The organism is Serratia sp. szju, from assembly GCF_044594185.1.
Taxonomy (GTDB): domain Bacteria; phylum Pseudomonadota; class Gammaproteobacteria; order Enterobacterales; family Enterobacteriaceae; genus Serratia; species Serratia bockelmannii.
This window is the reverse complement of sequence record NZ_CP172576.1, coordinates 216998-234205: the sequence shown is the minus strand read 5'-3', so window position 1 is coordinate 234205 and position 17208 is coordinate 216998. Positions and strand designations below refer to the sequence as shown.

The 17208-nt window shown below is 59.4% G+C and carries 19 protein-coding genes and 1 other RNA gene; 11 read left to right on the top strand and 9 right to left on the bottom strand.

All coding sequences use genetic code 11. The features are described from left to right. Nucleotides 1-50 precede the first annotated feature (50 nt). On the bottom strand, nucleotides 51-1766 hold the full coding sequence (locus RE418_RS01180; RefSeq protein WP_043135653.1) for an SgrR family transcriptional regulator: 1716 nt from the start codon (nucleotides 1764-1766) through the stop codon (nucleotides 51-53). Between the two features lie 103 nt (nucleotides 1767-1869). Between RE418_RS01180 and cof the strand changes: the two genes are divergently transcribed. Then, nucleotides 1870-2694, top strand: a complete 825-nt coding sequence (cof, locus tag RE418_RS01175; protein WP_049295141.1) for an HMP-PP phosphatase — start codon at nucleotides 1870-1872, stop codon at nucleotides 2692-2694. Nucleotides 2695-2755: 61 nt separating this feature from the next. Here cof and RE418_RS01170 read toward each other — a convergent pair whose 3' ends face one another. Then, a complete protein-coding gene (locus RE418_RS01170; protein ID WP_025301773.1) occupies nucleotides 2756-3796 on the bottom strand; it encodes a PLP-dependent cysteine synthase family protein in 1041 nt (346 codons plus the stop codon). 122 nt (nucleotides 3797-3918) lie between these two features. On the opposite strand from RE418_RS01170, the gene RE418_RS01165 reads away from it, so the two are divergent. The 5 genes from RE418_RS01165 (at nucleotide 3919) to amtB (ending at nucleotide 9961) form a co-directional block, all read left to right on the top strand. Beyond that, complete coding sequence (locus RE418_RS01165; RefSeq protein WP_004940330.1) at nucleotides 3919-4380, top strand: Lrp/AsnC family transcriptional regulator; 462 nt, start codon at nucleotides 3919-3921, stop codon at nucleotides 4378-4380. 92 nt (nucleotides 4381-4472) lie between these two features. Beyond that, nucleotides 4473-6248 (top strand): multidrug efflux ABC transporter permease/ATP-binding subunit SmdA, encoded by a 1776-nt coding sequence (gene smdA, locus RE418_RS01160; RefSeq protein ID WP_060432557.1) that lies wholly within the window; start codon nucleotides 4473-4475, stop codon nucleotides 6246-6248. Continuing rightward, entirely contained in the window at nucleotides 6241-8019 is a 1779-nt protein-coding gene (gene smdB / locus RE418_RS01155) for a multidrug efflux ABC transporter permease/ATP-binding subunit SmdB (protein WP_089180602.1), read from the top strand. Before smdA ends, smdB begins: the two co-directional genes overlap by 8 nt. 280 nt (nucleotides 8020-8299) lie before the next feature. Then, nucleotides 8300-8638, top strand: coding sequence for a P-II family nitrogen regulator (gene glnK / locus RE418_RS01150; protein WP_004940327.1), 339 nt, complete (start codon nucleotides 8300-8302; stop codon nucleotides 8636-8638). A 36-nt stretch (nucleotides 8639-8674) separates the two neighbouring features. Next, on the top strand, nucleotides 8675-9961 hold the full coding sequence (gene amtB, locus RE418_RS01145; protein ID WP_038628958.1) for an ammonium transporter AmtB: 1287 nt from the start codon (nucleotides 8675-8677) through the stop codon (nucleotides 9959-9961). A 90-nt stretch (nucleotides 9962-10051) separates the two neighbouring features. Here the strand turns inward: amtB and tesB are convergent, their stop codons facing one another. Next, a complete protein-coding gene (tesB, locus tag RE418_RS01140) occupies nucleotides 10052-10915 on the bottom strand; it encodes an acyl-CoA thioesterase II (protein ID WP_016928847.1) in 864 nt (287 codons plus the stop codon). A 231-nt stretch (nucleotides 10916-11146) separates the two neighbouring features. Between tesB and RE418_RS01135 the strand changes: the two genes are divergently transcribed. Next, complete coding sequence (locus RE418_RS01135) at nucleotides 11147-11638, top strand: YbaY family lipoprotein (RefSeq protein ID WP_025301777.1); 492 nt, start codon at nucleotides 11147-11149, stop codon at nucleotides 11636-11638. A 64-nt stretch (nucleotides 11639-11702) separates the two neighbouring features. On the opposite strand, the gene RE418_RS01130 is transcribed toward RE418_RS01135, so the two are convergent. Continuing rightward, a complete protein-coding gene (locus RE418_RS01130) occupies nucleotides 11703-12017 on the bottom strand; it encodes an MGMT family protein (protein WP_025301778.1) in 315 nt (104 codons plus the stop codon). Between the two features lie 156 nt (nucleotides 12018-12173). On the opposite strand from RE418_RS01130, the gene ffs reads away from it, so the two are divergent. After that, nucleotides 12174-12270, top strand: an RNA gene (gene ffs / locus RE418_RS01125) — signal recognition particle sRNA small type. A gap of 330 nt (nucleotides 12271-12600) precedes the next feature. Here ffs and RE418_RS01120 read toward each other — a convergent pair. The 3 genes from RE418_RS01120 to RE418_RS01110 all read right to left on the bottom strand — a co-directional run bounded on the left by RE418_RS01120 (nucleotide 12601) and on the right by RE418_RS01110 (nucleotide 13735). Continuing rightward, nucleotides 12601-12804, bottom strand: coding sequence for an HHA domain-containing protein (locus tag RE418_RS01120; protein WP_004940313.1), 204 nt, complete (start codon nucleotides 12802-12804; stop codon nucleotides 12601-12603). Between the two features lie 50 nt (nucleotides 12805-12854). Then, complete coding sequence (gene tomB, locus RE418_RS01115) at nucleotides 12855-13223, bottom strand: Hha toxicity modulator TomB (protein WP_004940312.1); 369 nt, start codon at nucleotides 13221-13223, stop codon at nucleotides 12855-12857. A 158-nt stretch (nucleotides 13224-13381) separates the two neighbouring features. Continuing rightward, nucleotides 13382-13735, bottom strand: coding sequence for a hypothetical protein (locus RE418_RS01110; protein ID WP_025301779.1), 354 nt, complete (start codon nucleotides 13733-13735; stop codon nucleotides 13382-13384). Between the two features lie 408 nt (nucleotides 13736-14143). Between RE418_RS01110 and RE418_RS01105 the strand changes: the two genes are divergently transcribed. From RE418_RS01105 to RE418_RS01095, 3 genes are read left to right on the top strand one after another with little or no spacing between them, the layout of a single operon-like run. Then, nucleotides 14144-14857, top strand: a complete 714-nt coding sequence (locus RE418_RS01105; RefSeq protein ID WP_060447642.1) for a metal ABC transporter ATP-binding protein — start codon at nucleotides 14144-14146, stop codon at nucleotides 14855-14857. Next, nucleotides 14854-15711 carry a metal ABC transporter permease gene (locus tag RE418_RS01100; RefSeq protein ID WP_043135664.1) on the top strand — a complete coding sequence of 286 codons (858 nt, stop codon included), beginning with the start codon at nucleotides 14854-14856 and terminating at the stop codon, nucleotides 15709-15711. The genes RE418_RS01105 and RE418_RS01100 overlap by 4 nt, the downstream gene beginning before the upstream one ends. Nucleotides 15712-15736: 25 nt before the next feature. After that, on the top strand, nucleotides 15737-16615 hold the full coding sequence (locus RE418_RS01095) for a metal ABC transporter substrate-binding protein (RefSeq protein WP_025301782.1): 879 nt from the start codon (nucleotides 15737-15739) through the stop codon (nucleotides 16613-16615). A 110-nt stretch (nucleotides 16616-16725) separates the two neighbouring features. Here RE418_RS01095 and ykgO read toward each other — a convergent pair whose 3' ends face one another. Both ykgO and RE418_RS01085 read right to left on the bottom strand, forming a co-directional pair. Continuing rightward, nucleotides 16726-16866, bottom strand: a complete 141-nt coding sequence (gene ykgO, locus RE418_RS01090; RefSeq protein WP_004940304.1) for a type B 50S ribosomal protein L36 — start codon at nucleotides 16864-16866, stop codon at nucleotides 16726-16728. A 12-nt stretch (nucleotides 16867-16878) separates the two neighbouring features. Further along, on the bottom strand, nucleotides 16879-17133 hold the full coding sequence (locus RE418_RS01085; RefSeq protein ID WP_004940303.1) for a type B 50S ribosomal protein L31: 255 nt from the start codon (nucleotides 17131-17133) through the stop codon (nucleotides 16879-16881). Between the last annotated feature and the right edge of the window lie 75 nt (nucleotides 17134-17208).

The window sequence follows — 17208 nt, the reverse complement described above, 5'->3', positions numbered from 1 at the left end:
TGCGGCGACAATAGTAGCAGAAAGGGCCGCCAGGCGCAGGGCGGTTCGGCTCAGGTCGGTGCGTCGTCCACCGGCGGCGGCAGCCACGCCTGGCAAAAATCGAACCAGCCGTGCGCGGTCAGCGTCACGCCATGCATGCGCGGCGGCGCGCTGATCTGATACTGGTAGTGGAACAGCGGCGTGATGATGGCGGCGGCCATCAGCCGTTGGTAATAGGCCTGCAGCCGCTCGAAGCGCGGTTGCTGCGCCTGCAGCTGCTGGATCTGCTGCAGCGTCTCCTGTTGCTGTTGCCAGCGGCTTTCCGTCAGGATGCCGCGCCACAGCGTATCCTGCCGCAGCCAGCTCTCCAGCGTCGCCTCAGGCGCTTCGCCGATCAGGTTGTCCGCCAACAGCAGGTCGGCCTGGGCGATCTGTTCCTCGCTTTGCCAGCGCTTGCCGGCGTAGTAGCGCACCTCCAGCTCGCAGCCGTGCTGCGCCAACAGCTGTTGCAGCGCGACCGTCACCGTTTCCAGCTCGACCGGCGGCCGATACAGCAGCGTCAGCCGGGCAGGCAGGGGGACATCTTCTTCAATCTGTTGGCTGGGAATGCGCCAGCCGGGCAGCATTTCATGGCTGGGGGTGATCACGCTGTTGGGGATCGGCAGATGGTTCAGCAGGCCTGACTGCTGGATCAGCATCAGCAGCTTTTGCCCCTGGGCTTCGCTCAGCACGCCGTGGCGCAGGTTCAGCGCCAAATAACACCAGCCCAGGCTCATGCTGCGCTGTACCGGCCGGGCCTGCGCCAAATCGTCTTGCTGACCGATGGTGATGCGCACCGGATGCTGGCAGCTGGCGTCGGCGCCGGCGGTGGGCAGATCGGGGGTGATCCAGTATTCGATGGTGTCCAGATACGGATGCTGCAGATGGTAACCGGCGTGCTGTTCTAGCCGCACCAGCTGCGGTTCATTCAACGTCAGTTTGAACGGGCCGGCGCCGATGGCCGGCAGCTCCGGATGGGTCATCAGACAAGGCAGCTCCGCCAGCCGGTGGGCCAGCCAATAGTCCGGCAACTGCAGATCAAACTGAATGCACAGCGGATGCGGCAGGCTGATGTTCGCGACGTTGGCCAAGCTGGGTTGGCTACGCGGGTGGCGCTGCAGTTTTTCCAGCGTTTGCAGCAGCTGGTGGCCGGTCAGCGGTTCACCGTTGTGCCAGCGCAGCTGGCTGCGCAGAAAGAAGCGCCAGCGCAGGCCGCGATCGTCAATCTGCCAGTGGTGCGCCAGATCGGGCTGCGGTTCCGGGTTACCGGTCACCAGGCGCGTCAGCCCGGCGTGCAGGGTCGACACCAGATGTTGTTCGGCGCGGCCGGTCAGCGTGAGCGGGTCGAGCGCTTCCAGCGTGCGGTAATAGGGAATGCGCAGCGTCGGGCTGCCGGCCTGCCATTGCCCGCCGAGGTGCGGGCTGAGCAGATCCTGCAGGTGCTGCGGATCGAGTTGCGCCATCTCCAGCGCCCCCTGATGGTTGCCCTGTTGCAGTAGCTGTTGCAGTAGCTGCGCGCGCAGTTCATCCGGGGTTTTCAGGCAGTGCAGGCGAGCGCGTTTGCCACGGCCGGGCTGCGAATGCCAGCTCAACCAGCCTTGATCCTGCAGCTGTTGCACCAGCGTGCGGGCGTGCCGCTCGCTACAGTAGAACATCGCCGCCAGTTCGCCGATGGTCACGGCGACCGGCGCGCTGCCGAGTTGATGGTACAGGCGTTGATATTGGCTGAGACGGTGAACCAGGCGCATGAGTAGAAATCCGGAACAGTTTTCTCAAATTGTTCACTATTACTTCCGCAAATGCCATCCCATACTGCAGTGATTGTAATCGCGTTCACATTCAGAGGTCTCTATGTATCGCCTGGCAGCTTTCGATATGGACGGCACGCTGTTGATGCCGGATCACCGGGTTGGCCCGGAAACGCTGGCGGTGCTGAACCAGCTGGTGGAACGGGAGATGGTGGTGACGTTCGCCACCGGACGGCACTACCTCGATGCGCAACCGATCATGGCGCAGCTGGGGCTGCAGGGCTACCTGATCACCGGCAATGGCACGCGGGTGTATGACAACCGCGGCCAACAGCTGCATGCCACCGATCTGCCGGCGGCGGTCGCCGAAGAGGTGCTGCATCATCATTGGCGCACCTGCGCCAGCATGCATGTGTTCCGCGACGAAGGTTGGCTGACCGAATTCCCCGTGCCGGAAGAGATGCTGCGGGCGCATCACCTGAGCGGCTTTCGTTTTCAGTTGGCCGACGTGCGCCGTCTGCCGGCGTTCGGCAACAGCAAGGTGTGTTTTGTCGCGCCGCATGAGGAATTGCTGGCCTTGCAGGTGCAGCTGCGGGCACAGCTGGGTGGTGAGGCCGATCTGTGCTTTTCCGCCTACGACTGCCTGGAGGTGTTGCCGCTCGGTTGCAACAAGGGTACGGCGCTGGACCGGCTGAGCCGCCATCTGGGGCTGAAGATGGCCGACTGCATGGCGTTCGGCGACGCAATGAACGACAAAGAGATGCTGGGGGCGGTGGGGCACGGCGTGGTGATGGGCAACGCCCTGCCGCAGCTGAAATCCCTGCTGCCGCAGCTACCGGTTATCGGCCATTGCCAGCAACAGGCGGTGGCCCACTATTTACAACATTGGCTGCGTTCACCTTGCCTCACCTATTCCCCCGAAGAATGAGGTTCTCCTTACAGCCGGCCGGGTATGACTACCCGGCTTTTTTTTTACCTAACGCCTGGCGTTACAAATCCGCCAGCTGCGCCAGATACGGCTGCAGATCGCCGATGTTGTTGCTGACCCATTCCGGGTTGTAATAGGTATCCAGGTAACGCTCGCCGCTGTCGCACAGCAGGGTGACGATCGATCCTTGCTCGCCGTTTTCCCGCATCTGCTTCGCCAACTGCAGCGCACCCCAAACGTTGGTGCCGGTAGAGGCGCCAACCTTGCGGCCCAGCACGCCTTCCAGCCAGTGAATAGTAGCGACGCTGGCAGCATCCGGCACGCGCAGCATGTTGTCGACCACCGACGGGATGAACGACGGCTCGGCGCGTGGGCGGCCGATGCCTTCGATACGGCTGCCGCAGCTGCCGATCAGGGTGCGATCGCCGTGGTGGAAGCAGTCATAGAACACCGAGTTTTCCGGATCGACCACCGTCAACCGGGTGTCGTGCCCCTGATAGCGGATGTAGCGCCCCAGCGTGGCGGAGGTGCCGCCGGTGCCGGCGCTCATTACGATGTGTTTCGGCACCGGGAAGGGTTCGCGCGCCATCTGGCGGAAGATGCTGTCGGCGATGTTGTTGTTGCCGCGCCAGTCGGTGGCGCGCTCGGCGTAGGTGAACTGATCCATATAGTGGCCGTTCAGCTCTTTCGCCAGCTGTTCGGAGGCGGCGTAGATCTGGGCGGCGTGATCGACGAAGTGACAGCGGCCGCCGTAAAAGGCGATCTGTTCCACCTTGCGGCGCGCGGTGCAGGACGGCATCACCGCGATGAACGGCAGGCCGATCAGGCGAGCGAAGTAGGCTTCGGACACCGCGGTGCTGCCGGAAGAAGCCTCGATGATGGTGGTGTTCTCGGTGATCCAGCCGTTGCACAGGCCGTAAAGGAACAGCGAGCGCGCCAGGCGGTGTTTCAGGCTGCCGGTCGGGTGGGTGCTCTCATCTTTCAGGTACAGGCAGATGCCAGGAAACGCCGGCAGGTTCAGGCGAATCAGGTGCGTATCGGCGGAGCGTTGAAAATCCGCTTCTATTTCACCGATAGCATATTTTACCCAAGAGTTTGTCATGATTTGGCCTCAGAATAGGGGGCTGATTTATGGCGTAGCATAGCCTGTCGGCGGGAAAAAAGGATTGCCATTTTTCCTGTTTAATCGCCTAATGAGAGAAAATTTTTCTCCTGGTGGCCGCTATGTTAGATAAAACAGACCGTAAGCTGCTGTGCATGCTGCAGCAAGATTGCACCCAGTCGCTGCAGGCGCTGGCGGATGCGGTCAATTTGACCTCGACGCCGTGCTGGAAACGCCTGAAGCGTCTGGAAGACGAGGGCTATATCCGCGGTCGGGTGGCCTTGCTGGATAATGAAAAGCTCGGCCTGGGGCTGACGGCGTTCGTGCTGATCAAAACCCAGCAGCACAGCAGCGAGTGGTATCAGGCTTTTGTGCAGCTGACCAGCCAGATGCCCGAGGTGCTGGCGTTTTACCGCATGGCGGGAGAGTACGACTACCTGATGCAGGTCGAAGTGGCGGACATGAAAAGCTACGACGGCTTTTATAAGCGTCTGGTGAACGGCGTACCGGGCCTCATCGACGTCACCTCGAGCTTTGCCATGGAAAAAATCAAATACACCACCGCGCTGCCGGTGCCGGAGTGAAAAGTTCACCGGACGGGCGGCTCAACGGTGGTATCCTGCTCTGCTGAAGCAGAAAAAGAGACAAATCCCATAAAACCCTGGAATCAAACTGCGTGAGATTATTTGCTCAAATCGGCTGGTACTTCCGCCGGGAGTGGCGCCGCTACCTCGGGGCGGTGGTGCTGCTGATCGTCATCGCCATCCTGCAACTGCTGCCGCCTAAGCTGGTCGGCATCATCGTGGACGGCGTCACCGAAAAACAGATGTCCACCGGCGTGCTGATGGCCTGGCTCGGGTTGATGATCGGTACCGCGATCGTCGTTTACCTGCTGCGCTATGTGTGGCGGGTGTTGCTGTTCGGCGCGTCCTACCAGCTCGCGGTCGAGCTGCGCGAAAACTTTTACCGTCAGCTCAGCCGGCAAAACCCCGCGTTTTACCTGCGTCACCGCACTGGCGATCTGATGGCGCGCGCCACCAACGACGTGGATCGCGTGGTATTCGCCGCCGGTGAAGGCGTGCTGACGCTGGTGGATTCGCTGGTGATGGGGTTGGTGGTGTTGGTGGTGATGAGCACCCAAATCAGCTGGCAACTGACAGTGCTGGCGTTGATCCCGATGCCGTTGATGGCGATCGCCATCAAATATTACGGCGATCAGCTGCACCAGCGCTTTAAATCGGCACAGGCGGCGTTTTCCAGCCTGAACGATCAGGCGCAGGAAAGCATGACCAGCATCCGCATGATCAAGGCCTTCGGGCTGGAAGATCACCAATCCAACCGCTTCGCCGAGGTGGCGGCGCAGACCGGGGCCAAGAACATGCACGTGGCGCGGGTGGATGCGCGCTTCGATCCGACCATTTATATCGCCATCGGTGCGTCTAACCTGCTGGCCATTGGCGGCGGCAGTTGGATGGTGGTGAACGGTTCGCTGACGCTCGGGCAACTGACCAGCTTTGTGATGTATCTCGGCCTGATGATCTGGCCGATGCTGGCACTGGCCTGGATGTTCAACATCGTCGAACGCGGCAGCGCGGCCTACAGCCGCATCCGCAGCCTGCTTGATGAGGCGCCGGCGGTGCAGGATGGCCCACAGGCGCTGCCGGCCGGGCGCGGCGTGCTGGACGTGGATATCCGCGCGTTCCACTACCCGGAAAACCCACATCCGGCGCTGCACGATGTGGCGGTGACGCTGAAACCAGGGCAAATGCTGGGGCTGTGCGGGCCGACCGGGGCCGGTAAATCGACGCTGTTGTCGCTGATCCAGCGTCAGTTCGACGTCGACCAAGGGCAGATCCGCTATCACGGCCTGCCGTTGCCGCAGGTCAAACTCGACGACTGGCGTTCGCGACTGTCGGTGGTGAGCCAAACGCCGTTCCTGTTCTCCGATACCGTGGCGAACAACATCGCGCTGGGCCATCCGGGCGCGACGCAGGCGCAGATCGAACAGGCAGCGCGGCTGGCCAGCGTCCATGAGGACATTCTGCGGCTGCCGCAAGGCTATGACACCGAGGTGGGCGAACGCGGCGTGATGTTGTCGGGCGGGCAGAAACAGCGCATCTCCATTGCGCGTGCGCTGCTGCTGGATGCAGAGATCTTGATCCTCGACGACGCGCTGTCGGCGGTGGACGGCCGTACCGAACACCAAATCCTGCACAACCTGCGCAGCTGGGGGCAAGATCGCACGGTGATCATCAGCGCGCACCGGCTGTCGGCATTGACCGAAGCCAGCGAGATCCTGGTGATGCAGCACGGCGGTGTAGCGCAGCGCGGCGATCCGGCGGCGCTGGCGGCGCAGCCGGGCTGGTATCGCGATATGTACCGTTATCAGCAGCTGGAAGCGGCGCTGGACGAAGCGCCGGAAAACGGCGAGGAGGCGTTGGCCGATGAATAAAGTGCAAAAGCTGTGGCCGACGCTGAAGCGGCTGCTGGCCTACGGCTCGCCGTACCGCAAACCGCTGGGGCTGGCGGTGCTGATGCTGTGGATAGCGGCGGCGGCGGAAGTCGCCGGGCCGATCCTGGTCAGCTATTTTATCGATAATTACGTCGCCAAAGGGCAACTGCCGCTGATGATTGTCGGCGGGCTGGCGGCGGCCTACATTCTGCTGGAGCTGCTGGCGGCGGCGCTGCACTACTTCCAGGCGCTGTTGTTCAACCAGGCGGCGGTGGGCGTGGTGCAGCGGTTGCGTACCGACGTGATGGACGCCGCGCTGCGCCAACCGCTCAGCGCCTTTGACACACAACCGGTCGGGCAATTGATCTCGCGCGTTACCAACGACACCGAAGTGATCAAGGATCTGTACGTGATGGTGGTCTCCACGGTGCTGAAAAGCGCCGCGCTGATCGGCGCCATGCTGGTGGCGATGTTCAGCCTCGACTGGCGCATGGCGCTGGTGGCTATCTGCATCTTCCCGGCGGTGTTCGTGGTGATGGGCATCTATCAATACTACAGCACGCCGATTGTGCGCCGGGTGCGCAGTTATCTGGCGGACATCAACGACGGTTTCAACGAAGTGATCAACGGCATGGGCGTGATTCAGCAGTTCCGCCAGCAGGTGCGCTTCGGCGAGCGCATGAGCGCCGCCAGCCAGTCGCATTATCTTGCGCGCATGCAGACCCTGCGGCTCGACGGTTTTCTGCTGCGGCCGCTGCTCAGCCTGTTTTCGGCGCTGGTGCTGTGCGGCCTGTTGATGCTGTTCGGCTTCAGCGGCGAGGGCGTGATTGGCGTCGGCGTCCTCTACGCCTTCATCAACTACCTGGGGCGTCTGAATGAACCGCTGATCGAGCTGACGTCACAGCAGTCGATCCTGCAGCAGGCGGTGGTGGCCGGCGAACGCATTTTCGAGCTGATGGATCGCAGCCAGCAGAGTTACGGTGCCGACGATCGTCCTCTGGCCGGTGGCCGCATCGACATCACCGATCTGAGCTTCGCTTACCGTGCGGACAAAAAGGTGCTGCAGCATATTTCGCTGGCGGTGCCCTCACGCGGCTTCGTGGCGCTGGTCGGGCATACCGGCAGCGGCAAGAGCACCTTGGCCAACTTGCTGATGGGCTATTACCCGGTCAGCGAGGGGGAAGTGCGTCTCGATGGACGCCCGATATCCAGCCTGTCGCACCGCACGCTGCGTCAGGGTGTAGCGATGGTGCAGCAGGATCCGGTGGTGATCGCCGATTCGGTACTGGCCAACGTCACGTTGGGGCGTAACATCGAGGAAGACGCCGTTTGGCGGGCGCTGGAAACGGTGCAGTTGGCGAGTCTGGTGCGCGGCTTCCCGCAGGGTATCCACACCCGCCTGGGGGAGCAGGGCAATAACCTGTCGGTCGGGCAGAAACAGCTGCTGGCGATGGCGCGGGTCTTGGTGCAGGCGCCGCAGATTTTGATTCTCGACGAGGCGACTGCCAATATCGACTCGGGCACCGAACAGGCGATCCAGCGGGCGCTGCGTGCGATCCGCGAGCACACCACGCTGGTGGTGATCGCCCACCGGCTGTCGACCATCGTCGATGCCGACTCCATCCTGGTGCTGCATCGCGGCCAGGCAGTGGAGCAGGGCAACCATCAACAGCTGCTGGCGCAGCAGGGGCGCTACTACCAGATGTATCAGCTGCAGCTGGCGGGCGAGCAGTTGGCGGAAGCGGTGCGCGAGGAGAGTCAACCCGCCTGATCCCAGGGGCCGCGATCGCGGCCCTTGTTTCTTTCCCACGCACCACAAGCAGGCAACCCGCCTGTGCCATGCCCCCTTTCTGCACTTTTTCGACGCGATGTGCACCAAATCAGTGCGCATTATTTAACCCATTCAAGGTATCGGCGCTGCGCTGCGTCGCGGCGGCGCCCGCGTGTGCGCTAATCCGCTGAATCGTCATGCAAAATTAAATTTGGCACAGCCCTTGCTACATATGACGCGTACCAGGGGTGAGTTTGGGCTTAATTCGTGGAGGGGCAATATGAAGCTGGTGACCGTGGTAATCAAACCGTTCAAGCTGGAGGATGTGCGCGAGGCTCTGTCCTCCGTGGGCATTCAGGGGTTGACCGTAACCGAAGTGAAGGGCTTTGGCCGCCAGAAGGGGCATGCCGAGCTGTATCGCGGCGCCGAATATAACGTCAACTTCTTGCCCAAGGTCAAAATCGATATCGCTATCGCCGACGATCAGTTGGATGAAGTGGTTGATGTGATTAGCAAAGCCGCCTACACCGGTAAAATCGGCGACGGCAAAATTTTCGTTGCCGAGTTGCAACGCGTGATCCGCATTCGCACCGGCGAAACCGACGAATCGGCACTGTAACCACGAACTCAGTTAAGCAATGGGGATGGATTGATAATGAAAAGACTGTTATCCATGTTGGGCCTGAGTTCGGTAACCCTGGTTCCTTCTTTGGCCCTGGCCGCCCCGGCGGTCGCCGATAAGGCCGACAACGCCTTTATGATGATCTGCACCGCGTTGGTGCTGTTCATGACGCTGCCGGGCATCGCGCTGTTTTACGGCGGCCTGCTGCGCGGCAAAAACGTGCTGTCGATGCTGACGCAGGTCACCGTCACCTTCGCGCTGGTCTGCGTGCTGTGGGTGCTGTATGGCTACAGCCTGGCGTTCAGCGAAGGCAATGCGGTGTTCGGCGGATTCGAGACGGCGATGCTGAAAGGCATCGGCATCGACAGCGTCACTGGCAGCATCAGCCAGATGATCCACGTCGCTTTCCAGGCCTCCTTCGCCTGCATTACCGTGGCGCTGGTGGTGGGGGGCTTCGCCGAACGCATTCGCTTCTCGGCGGTGCTGATCTTCGCGATCCTGTGGTTCACCCTGTCTTACCTGCCGATCGCGCACATGGTGTGGGGCGGTGGCTATCTGGCCACCGACGGCGCGCTGGACTTCGCCGGTGGCACCGTGGTACACATCAACGCCGCCAGCGCGGGGCTGATCGGCGCCTATCTGCTCGGCAAACGCGCCGGCTTCGGTAAAGAGGCGTTCAAACCGCACAACCTGCCGATGGTGTTTACCGGGGCGTCCATCCTGTATATCGGCTGGTTCGGCTTTAACGCCGGTTCCGCCAGCGCGGCCAACGGCATCGCGGCCCTGGCATTCCTCAACACGGTGGTGGCTACCGCGGGCGCCATTCTCTCCTGGACCTTCGCCGAGTGGGTGCTGCGCGGCAAGCCTTCGCTGCTGGGCGCCTGCTCCGGCATGATCGCCGGGCTGGTTGCGGTGACGCCGGCGGCGGGCACCGTCGGCGTGGGTGGGGCGTTGATCATCGGCCTGGTAGGCGGCGTTGCCGGCCTGTGGGGCGTCGTGACGTTGAAGAAATGGCTGAAAGTGGACGACACCTGCGACGTGTTCGGCGTGCACGGGGTGTGCGGCATTGTCGGCTGTCTGCTGACCGGCGTGTTCACCGCTTCTTCCCTCGGCGGCACCGGCTATGCCGAAGGCGTGACGATGGGCCATCAGGTGTGGATCCAGCTGCTGAGCGTCGTGATTACGCTGGTGTGGTCAAGCGTCGCCGCCTTTATCGCCTTCAAGATTGCGGGCGCGATGGTGGGGCTGAGAGTGCCGGAAGAGCAGGAGCGCGAAGGGCTGGATGTCAACAGCCACGGCGAGAGCGCCTACAACCAATAAGACTCGAAGCAGGGCAGTGCGCGAAAGACTAAAATAATGATGAAGCAAAAAGGGGCGATGGAAACATCGCCCCTTACTTTATATTGCGGATTAGGCGTCGCGCTGGCGAATCACCCCTTCCTGCACGGTGGTGGCGACCAGTACGCCGTCGCGAGTGTAGATCTGGCCGCGCACAAAGCCCCGTGCGCCGGAGGCGGAGGAGCTCTCCACCGCGTACAGCAACCAGTCATCCATACGGAACGGACGGTGGAACCACATTGAGTGGTCAATGGTGGCCACCTGCATGCCCGGCTCGAGGAAGCCGACGCCGTGTGGCTGCAGCGCCGTCGGCAGGAAGTTAAAGTCCGACGCGTAGCCCAGCAGATATTGGTGGATGCGCTGATCGTCCGGCATGCTGCCGTTGGCACGGAACCACACGTAGCGATGCGGCTCTTCCACGCTGCCTTTCAACGGATTGTGGAATTTCACCGGGCGCATTTCGATCGGCTTCTGGCCGATAAATTTTTCGCGCACTTTTTCCGGCAGCATATGCGCCAGCTTCTGGGCGATCTCTGACTCGGACAGCAGCCCTTCCGGCGGCGGCACGTCCGGCATCAGGTTCTGGTGCTCGAAACCGGTTTCCGGGCTTTGGAAAGAGGCGGTCATATAGAAAATAGGTTTGCCGTGCTGAATAGCGCTGACGCGACGGGCGCTGAAGCTGTTGCCGTCGCGCAGGGTTTCTACGTCGTAAACGATGGGTTTGCTGCTGTCGCCCGGGCGCAGGAAGTAGCTGTGGAACGAGTGCACGCTGCGCTCGTCCGGCACCGTCTGCTTGGCGGCGTAGAGCGCTTGGCCGACAACCTGTCCACCGAACACCTGGCGCAGCCCCAGATCTTCGCTTTGGCCGCGGAACAGCCCTTCTTCGATTTTCTCCAGATCCAGCAGATCAAGGAGGTTTTGCAATGCCTGGCTCATAAAATTGTTACCTTTCTAATAATCATTTTGCGCAGTGTGCGGAATATCACGGCGTGGCGTCAACATTTTGCATTACAGGGCCGATGAGAATGCTCTTAATCGTGGGCGCCTTGGGCTGTTTAAGTGATTAATAGGCGGGGTAAAGTGGATTTATCAGTGTTTTGTGCTAGGTTTAATAAGTGCGGTGGTGAAAGCCACCAACATGTTGATAATAAAAAAGGAGACCGATCCATGAAACTCTGGCAAATCGTAGGCGGTGCCGCGGCACTGACGATCACGCTGGCAGGATGCGCGCAAAAGAGTGCTGATGTGCCTACACAGGCGGCCGGTAATCCGGCGGCTGCGCAAACGCAGATTCAAGGCCCGGCGGTGACAGGTTCGGTTAATATACGTCAGCGTATTGCGCTGCCGCCGGACGCCGTACTGACGGTCACCCTCTCTGACGCCTCGCTGGCGGATGCACCGTCCAAAGTGATTGCACAGCGCGCGATACGTACTGAAGGGCAACAGGCGCCATTCAACTTTACGCTACCGTACAATCCGTCCGACATCCAACCGAATGCGCGTATCATTCTGAGCGCGGCGGTGACGGTCAACGGGCGACTGATGTTTATTACCGACACTATCCAGGAAGTGGTTAACCGCAACGGTACCCGCGCCGATCTGCTGCTGGTTCCGGTTCAGGGTGTGCCGATTCAGGCTGCGCCAACCGCCATGCAGTAAATTTCCTGCGGTACAGCAAGATGAAATCAACAGCCTTTGCGCTTCGGCCAAAGGCTGTTTTGTTTTACCAGCGCCAGCCGTAGCGCTCGAAATCGACCGTGCTGTGCGGGCCGAAAATAATCCCTTCCGCCAGCAGTGCCTGCCGTTGCCGTTGAAAATCCTCCCCCTGCTGCGAGATCTGTCCGTGCCGGTTGATCACCCGGTGCCAGGGCAGCGCGCTGCCTTCCGGCAAACGCCGCAGCACGCCGCCAACCTGGCGCGCGGCGCGCGGTGAACCGGCCAGCCGGGCGACTTCGCCGTAGGTGGTGACTTTGCCGTAAGGAATGGCGGCCACGATGTGGAATACCCGCTGGCTGAAAGAGGCGTCTTCTGGTTGCATATTGCTGTTCCTGCGCGAGTCAAAACCCAGGCGAAGAGTGTGCCACAGTGCAGGTGGGTAAGAAAACAGCGGTTAGCCCCGGTTGGCTTGCTATTTGGCGGGGCATCGCCGATAATGCCCACCGCTTCAGAGTACAGAAGCCGTCAATGGGGGCCCTGTTGGTTCTCCCGCAACACTAACTTGTGAACTCGGTCAGGTCCGGAAGGAAGCAGCCGCAGCAGGTGACGTGTGTGCCGGGATGTAGCTGGCAGGGTCCCCACCCATTTGGCCTTCGCCAATCCGCACTTTTGCCGTCTCTCTTCTACTCATCGATTATCCCTTTCTGCCATCAGGCAGAGCGACAAGGCATTTCTTTTCTTCCCGCCCTCAATTCTTTTGGATAATGAATTAGCGGTTCTGGATGCAAGCATAATGAGGGGGCGATGGCGTAACCTGTCTCGATTTAAAAAGAAAATTGCTTCCAGGCAATATTATTATTGAAAGGGGGAGTGCAAATGAAGTTTTACTGTCAATAGGAAAAGTACGTATTCAGCTTGAACATTGAAGCCGATAAAAGCATCGGCTCAACGCGTTGGGGGTCTGATTATCTGACATATTTCCAAACGGAGGTGGGGATTTTGTCATACAGTTTGTTCATGGTGAGCTCTGCCAGACGGTGATCGGCCGCTGAGTAAAACAGCTCCAGTTCATCATCGGAAAGCTCGTACTTATTTTTCTCAATAACACGTTCGAGAGTATCAATCGTGGTGCATTTACGTAAACGCATCAGATAGTCGGTTTTAGTCATGGTGGCCTTTAGTTTAATAACCGTAAAAATAGCTCGGGAATAATTATCCCTTAAGTTTTCATTGTCGTACAGATGTCCTCTCCTGAGAACATTCTGAATAATCTCGCCTTGGTTTTTTGCCAGCGGCGCAGGTCGGAATCATTGATACCGTAACTGCTGAACAGCGTATAGGTATCATCGAGATATTCTTCGACTAACTCCGACAGGTCAGATTCGTCCATGTATTTAATTTTATAGCTCATCACAAACGAAGCGATATGTTCGATCAACTCATTAAGCTGCAGGTTGACGGAGGACGTCGGATCGTTGACCCACCCATGATGACTGTCTCCCAGGGTAGCGATACCTTCATCATACAAATTTTCGCACAAGAATTTGAGCTGAGCAATGTCGTGTCGCTTAGGCGAATACTCATCCATATCATCCCCTCCGTAAGTCTTAATTGCGGTGTGATAACACTATGTGAGTAAGCTGATTTACATCATGGACGGAGGCAGCTTAACGGTCTTTAAATAAACTTCCCGTAAAGTGAATATAAATCATTTTTTCGCGTTTGGCCTGTAGTTATTACGTAAACTTACAATTCATCCGCTGTTGATGGACGTGAGTTATCAATGATGTCGAAGATTAAACCCCGTTCTGTCACACGGAACCGGACGCTATCGCTGAGAGTGTCTTCGCTGTTGATATCCAGGCAGGCATTAAAAATGCCCCACTTATAACGATAACTCATTGAATAATCGCTACCACCCTGTTGCACTATATCAAGTATTTCTAATGAATCTTCGGCATAGCGTGCGCTTTCAGAATAAAAACTGAGTCCGCTGGTCAGTGCCGGCACTAACTCCGCTATATTGTCATTAATCACTTTCTTTAATTTGTTAACAGAAAGTGCGTTGACATCCAGGTTACAGGCAAGGGTAACAAGCATTAATCTCGGCCAACAGCAATGTTATCTGCTTATCTTACTCCTTTTCCTCCCTCGTCGGTAAATTTTTCGATTTACCGCTGTTCTTTACCTTACGCCAACATTTCAACCGAATGGGAATATCCCTGGATTTGATAAGGAGGCTTGGGGGGAAAGTGCCGCTGCGCGAGAGATTGTTACGTTCCGTTGCATTATTGTCGCGCCATAGCTTGAGATGCGACAGTCTATGTGATGTTATATTATAACTATAAACCCATCATTTTTGGCTACGACATTGACTCCCACTTCGCAACATGACGCCACGCCGTCACTGAATTCGTTGTTCACCACCTCTGCTGCCGCGCGTTGCGCAGGTGCCGTTATGCTGCTGGCCCTGCTGTGGCTCGGCATCTTCTGGGCGGTGTCGCTGCCATGATTACCTTGCGTCAGTTGGCGATAGGCTATGGCGCCACGCCGCTTTTCCCGCCGCTGAGCGGGCAGTTTACCGCCGGATCGCTCACCGCGGTGGTGGGCGTCAACGGGGCAGGTAAGTCGACGCTGCTGAAAACCTTCGCCGGATTGTTGCCGCCGCTGGGCGGCAGCCTGAGTTTTATCGGCGGAAAGCCGCCGCGCAGAGCTTATCTACCGCAACAGGCTGAGCTGGATCGGCAATTCCCGATTGCGGTAAGCGATCTGGTGGCGATGGGCTGTTGGCCGCAAAGTGGCATGTTCGGCGGCATGAGCAAGCGTGCGGCGAGCCAGGTCAACGAGGCGTTGGCGAGCGTTGGCATGAGCGCGCTGGCGCACACTCCGGTGGGTGAACTGTCCGGCGGCCAGCTGCAGAGGGTGTTGTTTGCGCGCCTGCTGGTCCAACAGGCGCCGCTGATTTTGCTGGATGAACCTTTCACCGGTATCGACAGCGCCACCACGCAAATTTTGCTGCAGGTGATTGCGCAACTGCACCGGCAGGGGAAAACGGTGATCGCCGTGCTGCACGATATGTCGATGGTCGCCGAGCATTTTTCACAGGTGCTGTTGCTGACGCCGCAGGCTTGCCACTGGGGCGCGGCCAAGCGGGTGCTGGAACAGGTGCCGAGGTATCACGCCGCCGAACGGCAGCCGGATCTGCGGGCGGTGGCGCCATGATGTTGTTGCATGGGCTTATCGATCCTTTCCTCTCTTTCGGTTTTATGCGCCGCGCGCTCATGGCCTGTCTGGCGTTGTCGCTCAGCGCCGCCCCGCTGGGCGTGTTTCTGCTGCTGCGCCGCATGAGCCTGGTCGGGGACGCATTGTCCCACGCGGTGTTGCCGGGCGCGGCGATCGGTTATCTGATCTCCGGCATGTCGCTGGTGGCGATGGGGGTGGGCGGTTTTATCGCCGGGTTGGCGGTGGCGATGCTGTCCGGCCTGGTGAGCCGCCGCACGCCGTTAAAAGAAGATGCCAGCTTCGCCGGGTTCTATCTGGGGTCACTGGCGCTGGGGGTCACGCTGGTCTCGCTGCGCGGTTCCAGCGTGGATCTGCTGCACGTGCTGTTCGGTTCGATTTTGGCGGTGGATGCGCAGGCCATGCTGATGGTCGGTGCGATCGCCTCGGTTTCGCTGCTGGCATTGGCGGCGCTGTACCGCGCGTTAGTGATCGAATCCTTCGACGTGACTTTTCTGCGCGTCAACGCCCCGCGCCGGTTGGCACTGATCCACGGCCTATTTCTGGCGCTGGTGGTGGTCAATCTGGTGGCGGGATTCCAGATCCTCGGCACCCTGATGTCGGTGGGGCTGATGATGCTGCCCGCCGCCAGCGCGCGCTTCTGGGCGCGCAATCTGCCGCAGACGCTGGCGACGGCGATGGGCATCGGCGCGCTGTCCAGCGTGATTGGGCTGGTGTGGTCCTACTATGCTTCGCTGCCTGCTGGCCCGGCGATCGTGCTCAGCGCCAGCGTCATCTTTTTCGTCTCGATCCTATTTGGAACGCGCGGAGGCATTTGCGCCTTCGCGCGCCGTTGAGAAGTGCCATTTGCAAGGAGAAAGTATGAAACGTTTACCTATATCGCTGGCGGTTGCTGCTCTGCTGGCCAGCCCATGGGCGATGGCGAAGACCGTCGACGCCGTCGCCAGCTTTTCCATTCTGGGTGATATCGTCAAAGAGGTGGGCGGCGATCACGTTAAGGTCAGCACGCTGGTGGGGCCGGATGGCGATCCGCACAGCTTCGAGCCTTCGCCGCAGGACGGCAAGAAGCTGGCTCAGGCTGATGTGGTGTTCGTCAGCGGTCTGGGGCTGGAAGGGTGGATCGATCGCTTGGTCAGCGCTTCGGGTTATAAAGGGCAGGTGATCACCGCTTCACAGGGGATCAGTACCCGCCAGATGGAAGAGGACGGCAAACCGATTACCGATCCCCACGCCTGGAATAGCATGAAAAACGGCGTACAGTACGCCACTAACGTGATGAACGCCCTGATTGCCGCCGATCCCGAGGATGCCAACTATTTTCGCCAGCGCGGAGCCGAATACATTCAGCAGTTGCAAAAACTGGACCAGTGGGCCAAAACCCAGTTCGCCGCAGTGCCACCACAGAAACGTAAGGTGCTGACCAGCCATGATGCGTTTGGCTACTTTGGGCAAGAGTATGGCGTCACCTTCCTTGCCCCGGTCGGGTTTTCCACCGAGGCCGAAGCCAGCGCCAGCGACGTGGCCAATCTGATCAAGCAAATCAAACAGGAAAAGGTCAACGCTTACTTTATCGAAAATCAGACCGATCCGCGGTTGGTGAAACAGATCGCCGCCGCCACCGGCGCCAAGGCGGGCGGCGAGCTGTACCCTGAAGCGCTCTCCCGCGCGGGCGGCCCGGCGGCCACCTATGAGCAGGCGTTCAAGCACAATGTCGACGCGCTGCTGAGCAGCATGAAGTAATCTCCGCCCCCGCCTGCCGGCGGGGGACGGCTTGCAGGTACTTTCTCGCCGTAAAAAAAAAAAGCCCCGTTGAGCAGCAACGGGGCTTTGCGACAGATGACACTTTGGAGTTAACGCTTTTTCTTACGTCCCTGTACCGCTTTGAATCGCGGATTGCTTTTACAGATCACATAGATGCGGCCACGACGACGCACGACTTTGCAATCCGGGTGGCGGTTTTTCGCCGAACGCAATGAACTCAATACCTGCATGGGATTTCCTTGTTACTTATTGCCGATAAAGCGGCCAAAGCGCTGCTGGAAGCGCGCCGTGCTGCCTTCTTTGGAATAGTCTTTCTGCTTGCCGGTGTAATACGGATGCGAAGCAGAAGAGACGTCAAGGGTGACATACGGCCAGCTTTCGCCGTCCAGTTCGATGGTGCGATCGGTTTTGATGGTCGATCCCACTTTGAAGTAGGCATTGGCGCTGACGTCGTGGAACACCACGGTGCGATAATCGGGATGGATGCCGGGTTTCATAATGGCTCTCTCGTGTAATGTTATACTATAACAATAATTATGCGCCGACCTGGCATCGCGATCAAGCGTAAATTG